The sequence below is a fragment of the Cellulomonas sp. P1_G12_2 genome, assembly GCF_056405535.1.
In genome coordinates this window covers 1,663,542-1,682,988 of sequence record NZ_JBFUBX010000001.1, presented here as the reverse complement: position 1 = coordinate 1,682,988, position 19,447 = coordinate 1,663,542, and the positions used below count along the sequence as shown (strand labels likewise).

Sequence of the window (19,447 nt, the reverse complement as noted above, 5' to 3'; positions counted from 1 at the left end):
CCGACTGGACAGGGCCGGACGGCGTGCGCCGGTACTGCGGAGTGTGTTCCGTCGAGCTAGACGCGCGAGCGGCCCCGGCCGACCAGCCCGAGGATCAGGCTGACGACGAGCACGATGACGCCGATCCAGATGAGGAACTGGCCGATGTTCGTCGCCACGCCAAGGATGACGAGGACGACGCCGACAAGGATGAGGATGAGCCAGGTAGGCATGGTTGACCCTTTCGATCTGTGGTCACCGATCAGGCACTCCGGGGGTACCCGGCGCCGTGTGTCACAGGACAACGGTGGCAGCCCTGACCGCACTCGGCACGTCGAGAGAAAAGTTGCGCCGGGGAACCGAAATGCTATGTGGTCGCGCGTCCAGGGCTCTGACCTGCGGCTTTAGTACCGAAATGGCCCGTCCGCATGATGAGACGGCCCTTGCAAGTCACCCACTCGTGGATGTAATCGCGCGATGCTCATCGAGCGCGGGCCCGGCGCACGTCAGCGCTTGCCGACGAACCACCCGCGGACCATCGCCACGCGCGCGGTGAGCTGGTCGGGATCGGCCAGGGCGACCTCCGGCCCACCGCACCGACGTCGCAGCTCGTTGTGCACCGACCCGTGCGGCTGTCCGCTCTTGCGCGCCCACGCCCCCACCAGCTGCGACAGCTCCTTGCGCAGCTCCGCCTGCTTGCGGTGGTCCATCTCCGCCAGCGCCTCCGCGGACGCGCCCTTGTTCTTCCGACCGCTGATCTGGTCGGCCTGTCGTTGCCGCAGGAGCGCGGAGACCTGGTCCACGTCGAGCAGCCCCGGGAGCCCCAGGAAGTCCAGCTCCTCGTCGGAGCCCATCTCCGCGCCCGTGCCGAACTCGCCACCGTCGAAGAGCACCCGGTCGAAGGACGCCTGCGCCTCGAGCGCCTCGAACGCCCCCTGCTTGCCGTCCGGACCGATCTCGTCGGCGCCGTTGCGCTCCTGGTTCGCCTCGTCCAGCAGCCCGTCGTCGAGCCCGACGTCGATCCCCTGCTCCTCGAGCGTCTTCGGGCGGTCCAGCGCGTGGTCCCGCTCGAGCTCCAGGGTGTTGGCCAGCGCGAGCAGCTGCGGCACGCTCGGCAGGAACACCGAGGCGGTCTCCCCGCGCCGGCGCGCCCGCACGAACCGGCCGACCGCCTGCGCGAAGAACAGCGGCGTGGCGGTGCTGGTCGCGTACACGCCCACGGCCAGCCGGGGCACGTCCACGCCCTCGGAGACCATCCGGACGGCCACGAGCCAGCGGGAGTCGCCCGCCGAGAACGCGTCGATGCGGTCGCTCGCGCCGTCGTCGTCCGAGAGCACGATGGTCGGGGACTTCCCGGTGATCCGCGCGAGGTGGCCGGCGTACGCGCGCGCGTCGGTCTGGTCCGTGGCGATCACCATGGCGCCCGCGTCGGGGATGGCCCGGCGCACCTCGGTCAGGCGACGGTCGGCCGCCGCCAGCACGCTCGGGATCCACTCGCCGTTCGGGTCCAGGGCCGTGCGCCACGCCTGTGCGGTGATGTCCTTGGTGAGCGGCTCCCCCAGGCGGGCACTGATCTCGTCGCCGGCCTTGGTGCGCCACCGCATCGAGCCGCTGTAGGACAGGAAGATCACCGGCCGCACCACGTGGTCGCGCAGCGCGTCGCCGTACCCGTACGTGTAGTCGGCCACGCTGCGCCGGATGCCGTCGCCTCCGCGGTCGTAGCGCACGAACGGGATCGCGGCCGTGTCGGAGCGGAACGGCGTGCCCGTCAGTGCGAGCCGGCGGGTGGCGCCCTCGAAGGCCTCGCGCACCGCGTCGCCCCAGGACAGGGCGTCGCCGCCGTGGTGCACCTCGTCGAGGATGACCAGCGTCGGCGCGGCCGCGGTCCGGGCGGCGTGCAGCGCGGGCTTGCTGGCCACCTGGGCGTAGGTCACCGCGACGCCGTCGAACCCGTGCCCGTGCCGGCCCTGTGCGTTGCTGAAGTTGGGGTCGAGCGTGATGCCCACCCGGGCAGCCGCGTCGGCCCACTGCCGCTTGAGGTGCTCGGTGGGCGCGACGACCGTCACGCGCCGGACCAGCTTGGCCTCGAGCAGCTCGGTGGCGATCCGCAGCGCGAACGTCGTCTTGCCGGCGCCGGGCGTGGCCACCGCGAGGAAGTCACGCGGGTTGGCGGTCCGGTAGTGCTCGATCGCCTCCGCCTGCCAGGCGCGCAGCTTGCCCGCCGTCCCCCAGGGCGCACGCGCGGGGAACGCCGGCGGCAGCTGGGACGCCGCCGACGAGGACGCGTGGGTCGAGGGGAGGGAGGACGGGCGCGGGGCGGCCGTCACGCGCCGCCGCTGCCGGGGTTGCGGCCGAAGCCCCACTTCCGGCCGCCGCCGGAGTCCTTGCCACCCTCGTTCTTGTCGCCGTCCTGCGGCTCCCGGAGACCCTCGTAGATCTCCTTGCAGACCGGGCAGACCGGGAACTTGTTCGGGTCCCGGCCGGGCACCCAGACCTTGCCGCAGAGGGCGATGACCGGCTTGCCGCTGATCGCGGAGTCGAGGATCTTCTCCTTGCGCACGTAGTGCGCGAACCGCTCGTGGTCCCCCGGCTCGACCTGCTCCGTGGTCTCCTCGCGCTCCAGCACGCTGGTCGACGTGCCCGGGTCCGAGGAGAACGGGTCGTCGGGTCCGGTGCGCTGCGGCAGGGGCTCGGTCATGGCGTGAAGTGTACGTCGGGGCTCGGACACGGTCCCGGCGCGTCCGCCGGTGGGACGGGGCTCAGAGACCCTGCCAGGCAGGCTTGGAGGCGAACGTCTCGCGGTAGTAGCCGGCCAGCTGCAGGCGGCTCGCAGCGGCGTCGTCGACGAGCACCGTGACGTGCGGGTGGTGCTGCAGGACCGTCGCGGGCCACATGGCGCTGACCGGCCCCTCGACCAGCTGGTGCACGGCCTCGGCCTTGCCCTTGCCGGTGGCCACCAGGATCAGGTGGCGAGCGGACATGATCGTCGCCAGCCCCTGCGTGAGGACGTGCTGCGGGACCTGGTCGACGTCGCCGCCGAAGAACCGGGCGTTGTCCTCGCGCGTCTGCCGGGTGAGCGTCTTGATGCGCGTCCGCGACGCGAGCGAGGAGCCGGGCTCGTTGAACGCGACGTGCCCGTCGGTGCCGATGCCCAGGATCTGCAGGTCCACGCCGCCCACGGACGCGATCGCGTCCTCGTACGCCGCGCAGGCCCCGACGAGGTCCTCGGCAAGTCCGTCCGGCCCCTGCACCGCGCCGGGTGCGAAGTCGACGCGGGAGACGAGGTCCTTCTCGATGACGTTGCGGTAGCGCTCCGGGTGGTCGGCGGCGAGCCCGACGTACTCGTCGAGCATGAACGCGCGGGTGCGGGCGAACGACAGCCCGTGCTCGGTGTGCCGGCGGGCCAGCTCGTCGTAGACGGCGAGCGGGCTCGATCCGGTGGCGAGCCCCAGCACCGCGTCGGGCTGCGCCCGCACGAGCTGCTCGACGGCCGAGGCGGCCAGGCGTCCCAGCTCCGGACCCGGCGCGATGACGACCTCCATCAGACGTACTCCCCTCTGCCCAGCAGGGCCGCACCGACCGCGCCGACGGGAACGTCGGCGGGGGCAAGACTCACACGCTTCGCCAGACCCATGGTGGCGAGGAACGGAGACGCCTGCGCCTCCCTCTCGAGCTCCGCCGTGACCGCCCGCAGCAGCGGCTGGCCGAGCGCGCTCACGCCGCCGCCGATCACCACCAGCTCGACGTCGCAGGTCAGCACCAGGATCCGCACCGCGGCGGCGACCGCCCACGCGAACTGGTCCCGGATCTCGACCGCGCGCGCGTCACCGGCCTCGGCCGCGGCGAACAGCTCCTCGGGGGCGGGACGTCCGTACCGGCTGGGCCAGGCGGCGTCCAGCGCCGACCCGGAGGCGTACTGCTCGAGGCAGCCCAGCTGGCCGCACTTGCACGGCAGCCCGTCGGGCACGAGCGTCAGGTGACCGATCTCCCCCGCCCCGCCCGTGGACCCCCGTCGCAGCCGGCCCTCGAGGAGCAGACCGGCGGCCAGGCCCGTGCCGAGCGCCAGGAACGCGAGGTCGTGCACCACGGCGTCGTCCGTCGAGGCGTGCTCGCCGTCCACCGTGTGGGCGGCGCCGACGACCGCGACCGTCAGGTCGTTCTCCACGCGGACGCGCACCCCGAGCCGCTCGGCGACCAGGGCCGCGAGCGGGGTGCGCTCCTCGATGCCGAGGTTGACCGCGTGCTCGACGGTGCCGTCGGTGGGGTCGACCACCCCGGGCAGGCCGATGCCCACCCCGGCCAGCTCGCCGACCGCGATGCCCGCGCCCGCGGCCAGCTCCTCGACCACGGCGACCGCCGTGGCGACCACCCCGGCAGCTCCGGCGACCGTGGCCGACCGCAGCTGGTGGCGGACCACCCCGCCGGCGTCCAGCAGCACGCCGAGCACCTTGGTGCCCCCGACGTCCAGTCCGACCGACCACGGCCGCGCTCCCCCGTCCGACGTGCGCCTCGGCGGCGTCGGGATCCCCTGCGTGCTCACGTCAGCCCTTCACCGCACCCGCGACGAGCCCGGACGTCATCTTGTTCTGGACGAAGAGGAAGAACACGATCACGGGGATCGCGATCAGTGCGGACCCTGCCATGACCACGCCCCAGTCGGTGGCCCGGTTGGACTCGACGAGCCCCTGCAACCAGAGCGGGAGGGTGCGCTGGGCCGGGTCGGTCATGACGACGAGGGCAAGGGTGTACTCGTTCCACGCCTGCAGGAAGCCGTACACGCCGGCGGCGACCAGCCCGGGGGCCAGCAGCGGGAACGTGATGCGGAAGAACGCGCCGGTGCGTGACAGGCCGTCGACCATCCCGGCCTCCTCGAGCTCGATGGGCACGCCGGCCACGAAGCCACGCAGCATCCAGATGGTGAAGGGCAGGATCGCCGCGGTGTAGACGAGCGCGAGGCCCGCCACCTTGTTCACCAGGTTCCAGCCGTCGAGCATCTGGTACTGCGAGATGAACAGGCCCTCGGCCGGGATCATCTGCACCACGAGGATCGTCAGGATGAAGCCCTTGCGGCCGCGGAACCGGAACCGGCTCACCGCGAGCGCCGCCAGGAACGCGAAGATCAGGGCGGCGACCAACACGATCGCGACCACCGCGAGGGACACCCGCATGGACGCCCAGAAGCTCGGGTCGTCGAGCACGCGCCGGAAGTTCGACAGTGTCCCCTGGACCGGGAAGAACGTGGGGGTCGGCGTCTGCAGCTTGTTCAGCGGCAGGAAGGCGCTGTTGATCATCCAGTAGATGGGGAACACCCAGGCGACCGACAGGACGACGGCCAGCACGCCGAGCGCGCGGCGACCGCCGCGGGACTGCGCGCGTCCGGCCTCCGAGGAGCGCACCGGGCGGCCCGCCACGGGGTCCAGCGTGGTCGGGGCGGGTGTGGCGAGGGCGCTCACAGCTCGTCCTCCTTCAGCATCTGCCGGATGTAGAACCCGGTGAGGGCGAGCGTGATCACCAGCATGATCGTGGCCAGCGCGCCGGCCAGCGAGAACTCGCTGGCGTACGAGTAGATGAGGGTGCCCAGCAGGTTGGTCTCGCGGGTCGGTGCGCCCGCGCGCTGGAGCACGTAGATCTGCGTGAAGACCTTGAAGTCCCAGATGACCTGCAGCAGCAGGACGATCGACAGCACCGGCCGGACCATCGGGATGGTGATGTTCCAGAACCGCTGGCGGGACGACGCCCCGTCGAGCTGGGCCGCCTCCATCGTCTCCTCGGGCACCTGCAGCAGCCCCGCGTAGACCGAGAACGCCACGAACGGCACGGACATCCAGACCACGATGACGGTCGCGACGAAGTAGAACGACAGCGGCTGGATGATCCACGAGTGGCCGGCCATGTCGTCCAGCCCGAAGACGTGGGCGAGCACGTAGTTGATGACGCCGTACTGCGAGTCGAACAACCACTGCCACACGGTCATCGACGCCAGAACCGGCGTGCCCCAGGCGAGCAGCAGCGCCACCTGCAGCGTGATGCGCGAGGCCCGGCCGATCCGGGTCATGAGCACCGCGAACGCGACGCCGACGAGCATGGTCACCGCGGCGTTCACCAGGCAGAACGCGATCGACCTGCCGATGACGGTCCACACGTAGGGGTCCGTCAGCAGCTCGGTGTAGTTCTGCAGGCCCACCCACTCGGCGGGCTGCCCGAACTGCTGGCGCAGGCCGTACTCCTGGAAGGAGATGACGAACTGGCGGACCAGCGGGTAGCCGAGCGCGACGCCCATGAGGATCGCGGCGGGGACGAGCAGGCCGTACACGCCGAGCTTGCGGCGGCGGCGGCGCGGGAAGACGACGGCTGCGTCGTCCTGCTGCAGCGCGGGGGCAGTGGCTGCCATGGGGAGAGCTCCTGTCTGGTGGCGCAACCGGGCCGGCCTGCGAGGGCAGGCCCGGCCGCACCGGGATCACCTGGTCCGGTCTGGCCGGCCGCGTCCGGGGACGCGGCCGGCCGGAGCCGTGATCAGTTCAGCGCGTCCTCGAGGAGCTGGTCCGCCTCGGCGGCAGCCTCCTTGACGTCCGCACCGGTGGCGAGCTTCTGGAAGAAGTCCTCCAGGATGCGGTCACCCTCGACGTCGGCCCACTTCTCGGCCGCCGGCGTGAGCTTGGCGTTGAGCGCGGCGGCGACAGCGGCCTGGGCGTACACGTCGTCACCCATCGAGGCGGCGTACTCCGTGTTGCCCGGGATCAGGCCGTTCTCGCCGAGCATGTTCTGGAACTCCTCGGTGAACATGATCCGCACGAGGCTCTTGGCCAGCTCGGGGTGCTTGGACTTCGCCGCGATGGCGATGTTCGAGCCGCCGGCGAAGCCGTTCGCGTAGGAGCCCTCGTCCAGACCCGGCAGCGCGAAGACACCGGTGTGCTCCTCGTTGCAGGCCTGCTGCTCGCCGCGCAGCGCCTTGGCCGCGTCCGACGTGTCGTCGGGGTCGACGGCCTTGTTGCAGGCGGGCAGGTCGATGCTCCACCGTGCCCACGTCGGCGCGGAGAACATGGCCGACTGGCCCGCGTTGAACGGCACCCACGGGTCGGCGGAGTCGCTGTCGGCCGGCGCGTTGGTCGCGTTGGCGAACAGGTCCTGGACCTCCTCGAGGCCCTTGATCGACTCCGGCGAGGAGAGCGCGCCCTTCCAGGAGTCGCCGTCCTTGACCGCCAGGTCACCGCCGTTGGTGTAGATCCACGCGGCGCCGTTGTACCAGTCCTGGCCGGGGAACCAGAAGCCCGACTGGGTGTCGGACTGCAGCTTCTTGGCGGCCTCGCTGAAGTCGGCGAGCGTGGTGGGGACCTCGATGCCCGCCGCGGCGAACGCGTCCTTGTTGTAGAACACGGCGCGTGCGCCGGAGTAGTACGGAGCGGCGTAGAACTTGCCGTCCGCGCTGCCTGCGTCGACGAAGCCCTGGAGCAGCTTCTCGCCGCCGAGCTCGTCGTACATGTCGGTGATGTCGGCGAACGCGCCGGCGTAGGTGAAGGTCGGCGACTGCGTGTTGCCGATCTCGACCACGTCGGGCGTCTGGTCGGCCGAACCCAGCGCGGTCTGGAGGCGCGGCACGAGGCCGTTCCAGTCCTGCTCCTCGATGACGAGCTTCGAGCCGGGGTTCTCCGACTCGAACGTCGTCGTCAGGTACTCACGCAGGGCGTCCGGGGTGTCGGCACCGTTGAGCCAGAGCTTGATCGTGGCGGGCTCGGGCGTGCCGGTGCTCGCGCTCGGCGTGTCGCCGGCGTCGTCGCCGGTGCCACAGGCGGTGAGCGTGAGCGCGGCCGCCACGCCGACGGCCGCGAAACGTAGGATCTTCACGTTGGGGTTCCTCCCGTGAGCGAGGCGAGCGCCGGACGGCGCCGCCGGGTGGTTCTTCCGACCTGCAGTGGGCCGGCTGGGGGTCGTCACGAGACCCCCAGCTGGCCTGACAGGACCAGGACTGCCGCGCCAGCGAGAGCCCCGTCCTCGTCGAGGGATCCCATCCGCAGTGCCAGTCCGTGCCCGATGACGGGCATCGTGCGTGCGCGGACGGTGGCCAGCGCCGACTCGCGCAGAGGACCGTCCAGCAGCTCCGGGGGGCCGGAGAGCAGGACCTCCGCGAGGTCGAGCGCACTGACGACGGGTGCGAGGGCGATGCCCAGCAGCCGTCCGACCGACGCCAGGGCGGCGTCGGACTCTTCGGGGGTGAGGCCGGCGGTCCGGCGGCGCAGGGCCGGGACGCTCAGCACGGTCTCGAGGCAGCCGGTGCGGCCGCACGCGCAGTCCAGCGGGGGCTCGTCGCGCGCGTCGCCGTCGACGACGGTGACGTGCCCGATCTCCCCGGCCGCGTGGTGCCGGCCGAGCACGAGGGCGCCGTCCACGACGATGCCGGCGCCGACGCCCTCGCCGATGGTGAGGACCATGCAGCCGGAGCCCGCCGCGTTGCCGTAGGTGAACTCGCCGAGCGCCCGGGTGTTGGCGTCGTTGGCCACGTGCACCGGGACGCCGAGGCTCTCAGTGAGGTTCGCCGCCAGGGGCAGGTCGTACCAGCCACGGTTGGGCGCCTGGACGACCCTGCCGTCGAGGTCGATGACGCCCGGGGAGGCGATGCCGACGCCGATGACCGGGCGGGTCGCGGCGGCGAGCAGCTCCTGGCACAGGCTCTCGAGCAGCTCGGCAGCGGGCTGCCCGGTGCGCCCCTCGAGGGCGACCGACCGACGGACGACGACCGCGCCGACGAGCGTCAGCACGGCACCAAGCAGGTGCGTGTCGTTGGTGAGGTCCACGGCGACGATCTGGAACGCCTCGGTCCGCATCCCGACCAGCGTGGCCGGCTTGCCGACCTTGCCCTCGACGCGGACGCCCAGCTCCTCGACGAGCCCCTCGGCGATCAGCGCGGCGACCATCCCCGACACCGTGACGCGCGTCAGCCCGGTGCTGCGGGCGATGTCCGCGCGAGAGGCCGGGCCGATGTGGAAGAGGTGCGCGAGCACCAGGGACCGGTTGTGCGCACGCGCGTGCTCGGGCAGCACCTTGCCCGTCGGGCGCAGCGCCCGACCGACTCCGTGTGCCGCCGCGAGGGGCTGCGTGGTCGTTGTCACGTTTGTTAGTAGACCTTCCTTACAAATCTGAGTCAACCCCGGATTGTGACCGTGACCACATCGTGACCGGACGTTCACCCGCCCGACTCGTGGGACGACGAGGGCGGAAACGATTCAACGTGACCTGCGCGAACGCGCGGAACAGGCGATGAGGTCGATGCGTTCGCCCAGACATGGAACTCGGCCTGTACACGTTCGGTGACGTCCACCCCAACCCCGTCAGCGGGGCGAAGGTCTCCCCCGGTCAGCGGATCCGGGAGGTGCTCGAGCGGGTGAGGCTGGCCGAGGAGGTCGGCCTCGACTATGTCGGCATCGGCGAGCACCACCGTCCCGACTACGCGATCTCGTCGCCGTCCACGGTCATCGCGGCCGCGCTCGCGCAGACGTCCCGGATCACCGTCGGCAGCGCCGTCACCGTGCTCTCCACCGAGGACCCCGTGCGGGTGTACCAGCAGTTCACGACCATGGACCTGCTCTCCGAGGGTCGTGTCGAGCTGCTCGCCGGCCGTGGCTCCTTCATCGAGTCCTACCCCCTGTTCGGGGCCTCGCTCGACGACTACGACGCGCTCTACGACGAGAAGATCCAGCTGCTCCTGAAGCTCGACGAGGACGAGCGCATCACGTGGCAGGGGCGGTTCCGGCCCGCCCTCGACGACGCCCTGGTGCTCCCCCGGCCGTTCGACCACCCCGGCCGCGGGCACCACCTGCAGATCGCCGTGGCCACCGGCGGCAACCCGCAGTCGTCGGTCCGCGCCGGCGTGCTCGGGCTGCCGATCAGCTACGCGATCATCGGCGGCCAGCCCGCCCAGTTCGCGCCCCTGGTGGACCTCTACCGGCGCGCGCACGAGCAGTCGGGGCACGACGAGTCGTCGCGGTTCGTGTCCGTCGCCGGGATGGGGTTCGTCGCGCAGGACGGGAAGGCGGCGCGCGACTACTTCTACCCGTACTGGCTGGAGTCCATGCGCCGGATCTCGTCGGAACGCGGGTTCCCGATGCCCAACCGGATCTCCTACGAGTCGCAGGCGGCGCGCGGCGGCGCCTACTTCATCGGTGAGCCCGAGCAGATCGCCGAGCGGATCGTCGCGCTGCACGAGGTGCTGCACCACGACCGGCAGGCGTTCCAGATGGACCTGTCCGGGGTGCCGCAGAAGGAGTCGCTCCGGTCGATCGAGCTGCTCGGGACGCAGGTGGCTCCCCTGGTCCGTGAGGCGCTGGGTCAGCCGTCCATGCGCCCCGACTCGTAGGCCCACATCGCCAGCTCGACGCGGTTCCGGGCGGCGAGCTTGTCCATGAGGCTGCCGAGGTGCGTCTTCACGGTGCTCAGGCTGATGTGCAGCTCGTCGGCGATCTCGGCGTTGGTCCGGCCGCGCGCGACCGTGACCAGCACCTCCTCCTCGCGGCCGGTCAGCGGGACGACCGGCTGGGCCACCCGGCTGCGGGACCCGGCGGCCGCGAAGGTGGCGAGCAGCCGCACCGTGACGTTCGGCGCGATGAGCGCGTCCCCGGCGGCCGCTGCGTGCACGGCCTGGACCAGCAGCTCCGGGCCGGCGTCCTTGAGCAGGAAGCCCCGCGCGCCGGCCCTGAGCGCCCCGTGCACGTACTCGTCGAGGTCGAAGGTCGTGATCACGACGACCGCGAGCGGGTCCGCGACGTCGGGGCCGGCGAGCAGCCGGGTGGCCTCGATGCCGTCCATCTCCGGCATCCGGATGTCGAACAGGCAGACGTCCGGACGCAGCCGGCGGGCGAGCGAGACCGCCTGGCGACCGTCCGCGGCCTGACCGACCACCTCGATGCCGGGCTGCGCATCGAGGATCATCGCCAGCCCGGTGCGCACGATCTCCTGGTCGTCCGCGACCAGCACCCGGACCGTCACGCGGCCGCCCCCGCCCTGGGCAGCACCGCAGCCACCGTCCAGCCGCGGTCCGGACCGGGGCCGGCGTCGAGCGTGCCGCCCAGGAGGATGGCGCGCTCCGTCATGCCGACGATCCCGTACCCGGTCCCGCCGCGACCCTGCAGCTCGCCGTCGTCCGCGACCGTGAGGCGGACGCGCTCGTCGTCGGCAGCGACCCGGACGGTCACCCGCGAGGCGTGCCGGGCGTGCCGGACGGCGTTGGTCACCGACTCCTGGGCGAGCCGGTACAGGGCGGCGCCGACCGCCGGCCGCAGGTCGTCGAGGTCCCCGGCGAGCTCGACCTCCACCCGCGGCGGGCCGCTGACCGCGCGGGCCAGACGCTCGATGTCGGCGACCCCGCGCTGCGGCGTGAGGTCAGCGGCACCGTCGTCCCGCAGCGCGCCGACCATGAGGCGCATCTCCGTGAGGGCGCGGGACGCCTCGGTCTCGATGACCCGGAGCGCGTCGACGGCGGCGGCCGGGTCGATCGCAGCCACCACGCGACCCGCCTGTGCGCGCACCGCGATCGCCGAGACGTGGTGCGCCACCGTGTCGTGCAGCTCCCGGGCCAGCTGCTCCCGCTCGCGCACGCGCACCTGGTCCCGCTCGCGCAGCCGGGAGCCGGCGCCGGCCCGGACCCCGGCACCGATGGCCGCAGGCGACAGGACGAACGCGACCTCGATGATCGCGTCGGGCACGACCGTGTACGTGCTGGCGACCCCCAGCGCCGCACTGAGCGCCACGAGCGGCAGCCCGAGCACGATCTCTCGACCGCTCCCCCAGCGGCACAGCGCATACGGCAGGACGAGAACGCAGGCCGAGGTGTAGAGGGCGACCTCGCCGGCCCCGGAGACCAGCGCCGCGACGTCGACGAGGGTCAACGTGCCGAACACCCCGGCCACCACGGCCAGCGGGTGGGTGCGCCGCCAGAGCAAGGACACGACGATCACCAGAGTGACGGCCAGGGCCACGGGACGCCACGTCACGTCCTGGCGCAGCGCGGCCTCGAGGACCGCGGTCGGCACGAGCACGCCGACGAGCACCCAGTCCCGCCACACCCGCGCGGGCGCGCCGGGCGCACGGGGGGCGGTCCACAGGGGACGCAGGGCCGCGATCATGTCTCGCAGCCTAGGGATCCGCGCTGCTCAGCGGCTCGGCCGAACGGTCGAGGACCCCCTCGGACCCGAGGCCCACCCGAGCGCACCGCGGTGGCGCACCGACTCGGTCGCCCGGAGCACCCCCTCGGCCAGCGCCGCACGGACGTCCACCCCGCGGGCGAGGGCTGCCGCGGTCGCCCCGTGCAGCACGTCACCTGCCCCGAGGGTGTCGACGACCTCCGACGCAGGCACCTCGGGCGGCAGCAGGACGGACGACGTCCGCGCACCCCCGGCGCTCGTCGCGAGGATGCGGACGGGACCCCCGCCCGCCGACTGCGCGACGAACCGTGGGCCGAGCTCCGCGACCGCGTCGAGCACCGCGTCGCCCCGCGCCGCCCCGGGGACTGCGAAGTCGGCGGACAGGACCGCGTGGTCGACGTCGGCGATCAGCTCCTCCAGCCCCGGCTTCCAGCTGCCCCCGTCGAGCAGCACGGGGATGCCGCGGGCGTGCCCGGCGGCGGCGACCAGACGAGCGGCGCCCAGGTGGTGCCCGTCCACGAGCACGGCCGTCGCGCGAGCGAGCACCTCGTCGACGACGGCGTCGGCCGCGCTCGCCAGGTCGCCCGCCCCCGTCGCGTTCACGGAGACGACCGCCCGCTCCCCCGTGGCCGCCGTGACCAGCACGGTGGACACGGCGGGCGACCCGGGACGGCCGGCGGCGAGATCGACTACCTCGACTCCCGCGGCGACGAGCCCCGCGCGCACCAGGTCGGCGACCGGGCCGGTGCCGAGCGCGGTCACGAGGATCGTGGGCACACCGAGCGCGACGGCGGTGGCGGCCGCGTTCGCCGCGGGTCCCCCGAACGACACGTCCAGATCGCCGGCGACCAGCTTCTCGTCCGCGCCGGGGACGTGGTCGACCACCTGCACGACGTCGAGCGTCGCCAACCCGCAGCACACGAGACGAGGCGGGGTCCTCATGACCGGGTGTCGGTGAGCACCCACGCGACGACGGCGAGCACCGACGCCGACAGGAGCACGGCGGCCCACGGTCCGACCACCGTGCTGAGCAGGTGCGCGCCGACGAAGCAGACCGCGCCGACCAGGACCACCACCGCGACCCTGAGCCACCCGGCGGCGTGCACCGACCGCCACACGCACCACACGACCCCGGCCACCAGGAGCACGCCCCCGAGCGCCCGGATGTCCGACAGCTGCGCGACCGCGAAGGCCGCGACGAGGGTCGCCGCAGCGAGCGCGGCGGTCGGGACCGCGGGGATCGGCCCCCGCGGTCTCAGACGCGCGCGGCGGGGTGCGGTGCGGGGCTCGGTCGGCACGTCGACACCCTATTCGCGGCCGGCGTCGCCCCGGACGGACGTCCCGTGCACCCTGTCCCGAACGCCCCCTACGGTGGTGGGGAGCGCATCGACCGCGATCCCTCTCGTTGACCCCAGGAGCCCGCCGTGCCCACCCCGCCCATCGACGCCACCGCCACCGCCGCCTGGCAGGAGCTCTCCGTCCACGAGTCGACGCTGACGCCCGACCTGCGCGGCTGGTTCGCGGACGACCCCGAGCGCGCCACGCGCCTCACGCTCCCGCTCGCCGACCTCACGATCGACCTGTCCAAGAACCTGGTCACCGACGAGACGCTCGCCCTGCTGACGCAGCTGGCCGACGAGGTCGGGCTCGCCGCTCACCTGCAGGCGCAGCTGCGCGGGGACCACATCAACGTCACCGAGGACCGCGCGGTCCTGCACACCGCCCTGCGCCGGCCCGCGGGCGCGCAGCCGCCGCTCGTGGTCGACGGGCAGGACATCGACGCCGACGTGCAGGCCGAGCTCACGAAGATGTTCGCGTTCGCGGACAAGGTCCGCTCCGGCGAGTGGACGGGCGTCACGGGTGCACGGGTGCGGACCGTCGTCAACATCGGCATCGGCGGCTCCGACCTCGGCCCGGTCATGGCCTACGAGGCGCTGAAGCCGTACGTGCAGGACGGCCTCGAGGTGCGGTTCGTCTCCAACATCGACCCCAGCGACCTCGCCGAGACCGTCAAGGGCCTCGACCCGACGACCACGCTGTTCATCGTCGCGTCGAAGACGTTCGGCACCCTGGAGACGCTCACCAACGCGCGGCTGGCCCGCACCTGGCTCTGGGAGCAGCTGGGCACCGCCGACGACGACGAGTCGCGCAACGCCGCCGTCGCCAAGCACTTCGTCGCGGTCTCCACGGCCCTGGACAAGGTCGCCGCGTTCGGCATCGACCCCACCAACGCGTTCGGCTTCTGGGACTGGGTCGGCGGCCGGTACTCCGTCGACTCGACGATCGGCACCTCGCTGGCCATCGCCGTCGGTCCCGAGGCGTTCCGGGAGTTCCTGGCCGGCTTCCACGCGGTCGACCAGCACGTGGCGACGACCCCGTTCGCCCAGAACGTGCCCGTCCTCATGGGCCTGCTCAACGTCTGGTACGTCAACTTCCTGGGCGCGCACACGCACGCGGTCCTGCCGTACGCCCAGTACCTGCACCGGTTCGCGGCGTACCTGCAGCAGCTGACCATGGAGTCCAACGGCAAGTCGGTCCGCTGGGACGGCACCCCCGTCACCACGCAGACCGGAGAGGTGTTCTGGGGCGAGCCCGGCACCAACGGCCAGCACGCGTTCTACCAGCTGATCCACCAGGGCACGCGGCTCATCCCGGCGGACTTCATCGCGGTCGCCAACCCGGCGCACCCGCTGACCGACGGCGGCGTCGACGTGCACGGGCTGTTCCTGGCCAACTTCTTCGCGCAGACCAAGGCGCTCGCGTTCGGCAAGACCGCCGACGAGGTGCGCGCCGAGGGGACCGCCGAGGACATCGTGGCCGCCCGCGTGTTCTCCGGGAACCGCCCGACGACCTCGATCCTGGCCGCGTCCCTCACGCCGAGCGTCCTCGGGCAGCTCATCGCGCTCTACGAGCACATCACCTTCGTGCAGGGCGTCGTGTGGGGCATCGACTCGTTCGACCAGTGGGGCGTCGAGCTGGGCAAGAAGCTCGCGCTCGAGATCGCCCCGGCGGTCCAGGGCGATGCCGCCGCGCTGGCCGCGCAGGACCCGTCCACGCGCGCGCTGATCAGCAAGTACCTCGAGCTGCGCGACTGATCGGTCGACCCTCGCGTGAGGACGTCGTCGCGCCACGCGGGACGACGTCCTCACGCGAAGGGTGCCGCCACCTACCAGCAGCCGACCGTCGCCGGCGTCGGGCTCCCGGTGCCCTGGAAGCCGAGCTCGGTGTAGCCGCCGGCCGGGATCGAGCCGTTCCAGGGAGCGTTGGCGAAAGTCGTCGTGGTGCCCGCGGTCGTCGGCTGCGAGCTCCACGCGTTCGCGACCGTGCCGCTCGGCAGCTGCAGCGTGACGTGCCAGCTCGTGATCGGCAGCAGGCGGCTGGCCACCCGGATGGTGGCGACGAACCCTCCCGGCCACTGGCTGACGACCGTGTAGGCGGCCGTGCACCCGCCCGCGGGCGGCATCGTGAAGGTCGGGCTGGGTGACGGGGAGACCGTCGGCGTGGGGGTCGGCGTCGGGATGACGGTCGGCGTCGGGGTCGGCGTCGTGCCGTTCAGCGCGGCCGTGAGCGCGGGGTACCACCGGTCGGCGAGCTTGACGATGCCGGTCTCGTTCGGGTGCACGCCGTCGGACGTGTCGGTGGCGGGGTTCCAGCCGGTCCACTGGTCCACCACGGTGATCGGGGACGCGGCCGTGCTGAGGCCCGCGGCCCACGCGGGGACCGCGGCGTTGAGCGCGACCGTCCGCTGCGGGCAGTCCGCGCAGCTCGTCGGCGCGACCGGGATGATCTGGGCCACCAGGATCCTCATGGTCGGCTTGCTCGCCCGCATCTGCTGCACGAGCGTCGTCCAGGCGGAGAGGATCTCCTGCGGGCTCTTGTTGCTCCACACGTCGTTGGTGGCGAAGTGCATCACGACGATGTCCGGGTGCGTGGCGGACAGCCAGCCGACCAGCTGGTTCGACGACGCCACGTTGGTGACGAGGAAGCCGCCGTGGCCCTCGTTGTCGCCGTCGTAGGTGATCCCGCAGCCCTGCGCCGGGAGCGTGCCGACCATGTCGATGTTCGTGTAGCCCGTCTGCTGCAGCTTCTGCCAGAGCAGCGCCCGCCAGCAGCCGGGCGAGCCGGTGATCGAGTCGCCGAGCGTCATGATCCGCACGGGGTCGGCGGCAACCGTCGGGCCGGCGAGCGCCAGCGCGCCTGTCACCAGCAGCGTCAGGGCGGAGATCGCGCCGGCCAGTCGGCGCACGAGCGTGGTCGTCATCGGGTCCTCCGTCCGCGTCCGCACCTCGCCCGCTGGGTCGGTCCGGGGTGGGCATGCGCCCGCCATCTCGCAGGGTGCTGGTCGGTGGACCCGGGCGGAGCGCGGCGAATCGTTTCGCCGCGGAACCGGTTCGACGCCCTCCCGGTGCCGCGGCTCGCGTCCGACGGCGCGTGAGAGGCTCGTCAGGTGGCTGAGGTGACGCGGGCGCGCGTGGACGCGTGGACCTGGGCGGTGCGGCTGTTCCCGACCCGGTCGGCCGCCGCGGCCGCGTGCCGGGCCGGTCACGTGCGGGTCAACGGCGACCGCGCGAAGCCCGCGACGATGGTGGTCCCCGGCGACGAGGTGCACGTCCGCGGCGGCGAGCGCGAACGGATCGTCGTCGTCCAGCGCACGGTGGTGAAGCGCGTCGGTGCCCCGGTGGCGGTCGCGTGCTACCTCGACCGCTCCCCCGCGCCGCTGCCCAAGGAGCACGTGGTCCCCGGCGAGCGCGACCGCGGCGCGGGCCGGCCCACCAAGCGCGACCGTCGGCTCATCCAGCGCCTCAAGGGCCGCTGAGCTGCCGGGCGCCCACTGGCTCACGACGAGATCGTGAGCTCGCGACGAGATCGTGAGCTCGCGACGAGATCGTGAGCTCGCGACGAGATCGTGAGCTGCAACGCACGATCCCGCGGGAAGCTCACGAGCTCGCGGCCGGGATCCCCAGCCTCGCCGCGAGCGCCATCGAGTCGAACGGCGCGCGGACCTTGAGGTCGTTGTCGAAGTAGACGTAGACGTCACGACCGTCGGCGGGTGCGGCCGGGCCGGAGAGGGTGCGCGCTCCGGCGGGTTCGCCGCCCGCCGCCCACACGCGGATCTTCGCCGCCCAGCGGTCGAGCGCGTCGTCGTCGTACCCGCTGGCGTAGAGCTCGGTCTCGCCGTGCAGGCGGATGTACACGAGGTCGGCGGTCACGTCCTCGATCACCGGCCAACGGCCCGCGGCGTCCGCGATCACGAGGCCGATTCCGTGCTCCCGGAGCAGCTCGACGAACGCCGGGGTCTCGAACGTCGTGTTCCGGACCTCCAGCACGTGCTGCAGTGGGCGGTCGGCATCCGTCGTCGTCCGGGCCCGGCCGTCCAGGCGCTCGTCGTGCTCGGTGGCCAGCAGTGCCGCGGCCGTGGTGGTGCGCGGCAGGAGGTCGAAGAACGCGGCGAGCCGTGCGGCGTCGAACCCGAGCGTCGGCGGCAGCTGCCACAGGATCGGCCCCAGCTTCGGACCGAGTGCGAGCACGCCGCTGGCCAGGAAGTTCGCCACCGGCACCCGGACGTCCGCCAGCTTCTTCATGTGCGTGACGAACCGCGGGCCCTTCACGGAGAACACGAAGTCGTGGGGCGTCTCGGCGGCCCAGCTCGCGTAGTTCTCCGGCCGCTGGAGCGCATAGAACGACCCGTTGATCTCGATGGACGAGAGCTGCCGGGACGCGTACTCGAGCTCGCGACGCTGCGGCAGCGCCGCCGGGTAGAACGCCTTGCGCCACGGCGGGTAACGCCAGCCGGAGATGCCGGTGCGGATGGTCATGGGGCCAGTCTGTCGGGGGCGCGGCGCATAGTGGTGCGGTGATCCCCGCTGCCGCCGACGAGTCGTGGCGCGCGTCCGTGTACCGGCCGAGCGAGCCGGTGGACGTGCGGCTGACGCTCGGTCCGCTGCGGCGTGGCGGCGGCGACCCGGCGTGGGCGTCCTCCCCCGACGGGACGATCTGGCAGGCGACCGCCACGCCGGACGGTCCCGCGACCCTGCACCTGGCCGTCCGCCGCGACGGCATCCACGCGACGGCCTGGGGTCCCGGCGCCGAGCGGGCGCTGGCCGGTGTGCCCGACCTCCTCGGTGCGCGGGACGACCCCTCCGGGTTCGACTCGTCGCTGCACCCCGTCGTCCGGGACGCGCACCGCACCCGGCTCGGGCTCCGGATCCCGCGGTCGGGCAACGTGCTCGAGGCGCTCGTGCCGGCGGTTCTCGAGCAGAAGGTGGTCGGGCTCGACGCCAAGGCGGCGTGGCGCCGACTCGTCCTGCAGCACGGCACGCCCGCCCCCGGCCCGGCACCGCACACGCTGCGGGTGCCGCCTACCGCCGAGGCATGGCGCGCGGTGCCGGTCTGGGACTGGCGGCGCGCGGGCGTCGAGGAGGCGCGAGCGGGCACGGTGCTGCGGGCGGCGGCGGTGGCGAGGCGGCTCCAGGAGGGTGCGGACCTGCCGCTCGAGGAGGCGCGCCGCCGCCTGCTCACCGTGCGCGGGATCGGCCCCTGGACGGTCGCCGAGGTGGCGTCACGGGCGCTGGGCGACGCCGACGCGGTGTCGGTCGGCGACTACCACCTGGCCCATCTGGTCGGGTGGGCGCTGACGGGCCGGCGCACCGACGACGCCGGCATGCTGCGCCTGCTCGAGCCGTGGGCCGGCCACCGGCAGCGCGTCATCCGCCTCATCGAGCTCACCCAGACGGCGAACGCACCCCGGTTCGGACCGCGCATGCCGAGGGCCCGCCCCCTGCACTAAGAAGACTGCTCGCCGGATCGTGTCGATCCGGGGCCCGCAGGATCGTCCACCTGATGACGGACCGACCACCACCACCTGGAGGACCCATGCGCTACCTGCTCCTCGTCTGTGACGACCCGACGGCCGAGCCCTACCGCCCCGAGGACGACGACATCGTCGACTGGGTCGCCGAGAACGACCGCCGCGGCCTGAGCGTGCTGGGCGACCGGCTGCGGCCGGTGGAGGACGCCCGCACGGTGCGGGTGCGCTCCGGGCAGCTGCTGGTGACCGACGGCCCGTTCGCCGAGACGCAGGAGACCGTCGCCGGCTTCGACGTGCTCGAGTGCGCCGACCTCGACGAGGCGCTCGATCGCGCGGCGGCGCACCCCATGGCGCGCTTCGGCCGCATCGAGGTCCGGCCGGTCTGGCCGCTCGACCTCTGAACCCCGGCGTCTCCTCAGAGCGAAATGCGTCGACCCCGAGGGGTCGCTCCGCACACACTGTGCCTACCGTCCGCGCCGACCACGTCGGCTGCGCCACACCCTTCCCTCCCACCATTCGAGGTACCGCT

20 protein-coding genes are annotated in these 19,447 nt (G+C 72.8%); 5 read left to right on the top strand and 15 right to left on the bottom strand.

Annotated features, from left to right (window positions below):
- Positions 1-56: 56 nt before the first annotated feature.
- The 9 genes from AC1DXT_RS07960 to AC1DXT_RS07920 all read right to left on the bottom strand — a co-directional run bounded on the left by AC1DXT_RS07960 (position 57) and on the right by AC1DXT_RS07920 (position 9,083).
- Complete coding sequence (locus AC1DXT_RS07960; protein ID WP_186814839.1) at positions 57-212, bottom strand: hypothetical protein; 156 nt, start codon at positions 210-212, stop codon at positions 57-59.
- 273 nt (positions 213-485) lie between these two features.
- Entirely contained in the window at positions 486-2,306 is a 1,821-nt protein-coding gene (locus AC1DXT_RS07955; protein ID WP_477060782.1) for a DEAD/DEAH box helicase, read from the bottom strand.
- Positions 2,303-2,677: a DUF3039 domain-containing protein gene (locus AC1DXT_RS07950; RefSeq protein WP_056092643.1), complete on the bottom strand. Its 375-nt coding sequence runs from the start codon at positions 2,675-2,677 to the stop codon at positions 2,303-2,305. The genes AC1DXT_RS07955 and AC1DXT_RS07950 overlap by 4 nt, the downstream gene beginning before the upstream one ends.
- Positions 2,678-2,738: 61 nt before the next feature.
- Complete coding sequence (nagB, locus tag AC1DXT_RS07945) at positions 2,739-3,521, bottom strand: glucosamine-6-phosphate deaminase (RefSeq protein WP_477060781.1); 783 nt, start codon at positions 3,519-3,521, stop codon at positions 2,739-2,741.
- On the bottom strand, positions 3,521-4,519 hold the full coding sequence (locus AC1DXT_RS07940; RefSeq protein WP_477060780.1) for an ROK family protein: 999 nt from the start codon (positions 4,517-4,519) through the stop codon (positions 3,521-3,523). Before AC1DXT_RS07940 ends, nagB begins: the two co-directional genes overlap by 1 nt.
- Position 4,520: 1 nt before the next feature.
- A complete protein-coding gene (locus AC1DXT_RS07935; RefSeq protein WP_477060779.1) occupies positions 4,521-5,432 on the bottom strand; it encodes a carbohydrate ABC transporter permease in 912 nt (303 codons plus the stop codon).
- The gene (locus AC1DXT_RS07930) at positions 5,429-6,370 is read right to left on the bottom strand and encodes a carbohydrate ABC transporter permease (protein ID WP_477060778.1); all 942 of its coding nucleotides are present in this window, start codon (positions 6,368-6,370) and stop codon (positions 5,429-5,431) included. The genes AC1DXT_RS07935 and AC1DXT_RS07930 overlap by 4 nt, the downstream gene beginning before the upstream one ends.
- Positions 6,371-6,492: 122 nt before the next feature.
- Positions 6,493-7,821 carry an extracellular solute-binding protein gene (locus AC1DXT_RS07925; RefSeq protein ID WP_477060777.1) on the bottom strand — a complete coding sequence of 443 codons (1,329 nt, stop codon included), beginning with the start codon at positions 7,819-7,821 and terminating at the stop codon, positions 6,493-6,495.
- 86 nt (positions 7,822-7,907) lie between these two features.
- Positions 7,908-9,083, bottom strand: a complete 1,176-nt coding sequence (locus tag AC1DXT_RS07920; RefSeq protein WP_477060776.1) for an ROK family transcriptional regulator — start codon at positions 9,081-9,083, stop codon at positions 7,908-7,910.
- 173 nt (positions 9,084-9,256) lie between these two features.
- Here AC1DXT_RS07920 and AC1DXT_RS07915 point away from each other — a divergent pair, with 173 nt between their 5' ends.
- Positions 9,257-10,327 carry an LLM class flavin-dependent oxidoreductase gene (locus AC1DXT_RS07915; RefSeq protein ID WP_477060775.1) on the top strand — a complete coding sequence of 357 codons (1,071 nt, stop codon included), beginning with the start codon at positions 9,257-9,259 and terminating at the stop codon, positions 10,325-10,327.
- Here AC1DXT_RS07915 and AC1DXT_RS07910 read toward each other — a convergent pair.
- From AC1DXT_RS07910 to AC1DXT_RS07895, 4 genes are read right to left on the bottom strand one after another with little or no spacing between them, the layout of a single operon-like run.
- The gene (locus AC1DXT_RS07910; protein ID WP_477060774.1) at positions 10,300-10,956 is read right to left on the bottom strand and encodes a response regulator transcription factor; all 657 of its coding nucleotides are present in this window, start codon (positions 10,954-10,956) and stop codon (positions 10,300-10,302) included. The two genes, AC1DXT_RS07915 and AC1DXT_RS07910, sit on opposite strands and share 28 nt — an antisense overlap.
- Positions 10,953-12,092 carry a sensor histidine kinase gene (locus AC1DXT_RS07905; RefSeq protein WP_477060773.1) on the bottom strand — a complete coding sequence of 380 codons (1,140 nt, stop codon included), beginning with the start codon at positions 12,090-12,092 and terminating at the stop codon, positions 10,953-10,955. The genes AC1DXT_RS07910 and AC1DXT_RS07905 overlap by 4 nt, the downstream gene beginning before the upstream one ends.
- Positions 12,093-12,119: 27 nt before the next feature.
- Complete coding sequence (locus tag AC1DXT_RS07900) at positions 12,120-13,052, bottom strand: PfkB family carbohydrate kinase (protein WP_477060772.1); 933 nt, start codon at positions 13,050-13,052, stop codon at positions 12,120-12,122.
- Positions 13,049-13,408: a hypothetical protein gene (locus AC1DXT_RS07895; RefSeq protein WP_477060771.1), complete on the bottom strand. Its 360-nt coding sequence runs from the start codon at positions 13,406-13,408 to the stop codon at positions 13,049-13,051. Before AC1DXT_RS07895 ends, AC1DXT_RS07900 begins: the two co-directional genes overlap by 4 nt.
- A 126-nt stretch (positions 13,409-13,534) precedes the next feature.
- Here AC1DXT_RS07895 and pgi point away from each other — a divergent pair, with 126 nt between their 5' ends.
- Positions 13,535-15,205: a glucose-6-phosphate isomerase gene (gene pgi / locus AC1DXT_RS07890; RefSeq protein WP_477060770.1), complete on the top strand. Its 1,671-nt coding sequence runs from the start codon at positions 13,535-13,537 to the stop codon at positions 15,203-15,205.
- Positions 15,206-15,276: 71 nt separating this feature from the next.
- On the opposite strand, the gene AC1DXT_RS07885 is transcribed toward pgi, so the two are convergent.
- Entirely contained in the window at positions 15,277-16,371 is a 1,095-nt protein-coding gene (locus tag AC1DXT_RS07885; protein ID WP_477060769.1) for a GDSL-type esterase/lipase family protein, read from the bottom strand.
- 186 nt (positions 16,372-16,557) lie between these two features.
- Between AC1DXT_RS07885 and AC1DXT_RS07880 the strand changes: the two genes are divergently transcribed.
- Complete coding sequence (locus tag AC1DXT_RS07880) at positions 16,558-16,926, top strand: RNA-binding S4 domain-containing protein (protein WP_082570996.1); 369 nt, start codon at positions 16,558-16,560, stop codon at positions 16,924-16,926.
- A gap of 121 nt (positions 16,927-17,047) precedes the next feature.
- Here the strand turns inward: AC1DXT_RS07880 and AC1DXT_RS07875 are convergent, their stop codons facing one another.
- The gene (locus AC1DXT_RS07875) at positions 17,048-17,926 is read right to left on the bottom strand and encodes a DUF72 domain-containing protein (protein WP_477060768.1); all 879 of its coding nucleotides are present in this window, start codon (positions 17,924-17,926) and stop codon (positions 17,048-17,050) included.
- A 38-nt stretch (positions 17,927-17,964) separates the two neighbouring features.
- On the opposite strand from AC1DXT_RS07875, the gene AC1DXT_RS07870 reads away from it, so the two are divergent.
- On the top strand, positions 17,965-18,897 hold the full coding sequence (locus AC1DXT_RS07870; protein ID WP_477060767.1) for a DNA-3-methyladenine glycosylase family protein: 933 nt from the start codon (positions 17,965-17,967) through the stop codon (positions 18,895-18,897).
- A gap of 86 nt (positions 18,898-18,983) precedes the next feature.
- Positions 18,984-19,319, top strand: coding sequence for a YciI family protein (locus AC1DXT_RS07865; protein ID WP_477060766.1), 336 nt, complete (start codon positions 18,984-18,986; stop codon positions 19,317-19,319).
- Positions 19,320-19,447: the final 128 nt, after the last annotated feature.

Coding starts and splice junctions, on each gene's coding strand:
- AC1DXT_RS07960 (WP_186814839.1), bottom strand. CDS start 212: ATGCCTACCTGGCTCATCCTCATCCTTGTCGGCGTCGTCCTCGTCATC.
- AC1DXT_RS07950 (WP_056092643.1), bottom strand. CDS start 2,677: ATGACCGAGCCCCTGCCGCAGCGCACCGGACCCGACGACCCGTTCTCC.
- nagB (WP_477060781.1), bottom strand. CDS start 3,521: ATGGAGGTCGTCATCGCGCCGGGTCCGGAGCTGGGACGCCTGGCCGCC.
- AC1DXT_RS07930 (WP_477060778.1), bottom strand. CDS start 6,370: ATGGCAGCCACTGCCCCCGCGCTGCAGCAGGACGACGCAGCCGTCGTC.
- AC1DXT_RS07915 (WP_477060775.1), top strand. CDS start 9,257: ATGGAACTCGGCCTGTACACGTTCGGTGACGTCCACCCCAACCCCGTC.
- AC1DXT_RS07905 (WP_477060773.1), bottom strand. CDS start 12,092: ATGATCGCGGCCCTGCGTCCCCTGTGGACCGCCCCCCGTGCGCCCGGC.
- AC1DXT_RS07900 (WP_477060772.1), bottom strand. CDS start 13,052: ATGAGGACCCCGCCTCGTCTCGTGTGCTGCGGGTTGGCGACGCTCGAC.
- AC1DXT_RS07885 (WP_477060769.1), bottom strand. CDS start 16,371: ATGACGACCACGCTCGTGCGCCGACTGGCCGGCGCGATCTCCGCCCTG.
- AC1DXT_RS07875 (WP_477060768.1), bottom strand. CDS start 17,926: ATGACCATCCGCACCGGCATCTCCGGCTGGCGTTACCCGCCGTGGCGC.
- AC1DXT_RS07865 (WP_477060766.1), top strand. CDS start 18,984: ATGCGCTACCTGCTCCTCGTCTGTGACGACCCGACGGCCGAGCCCTAC.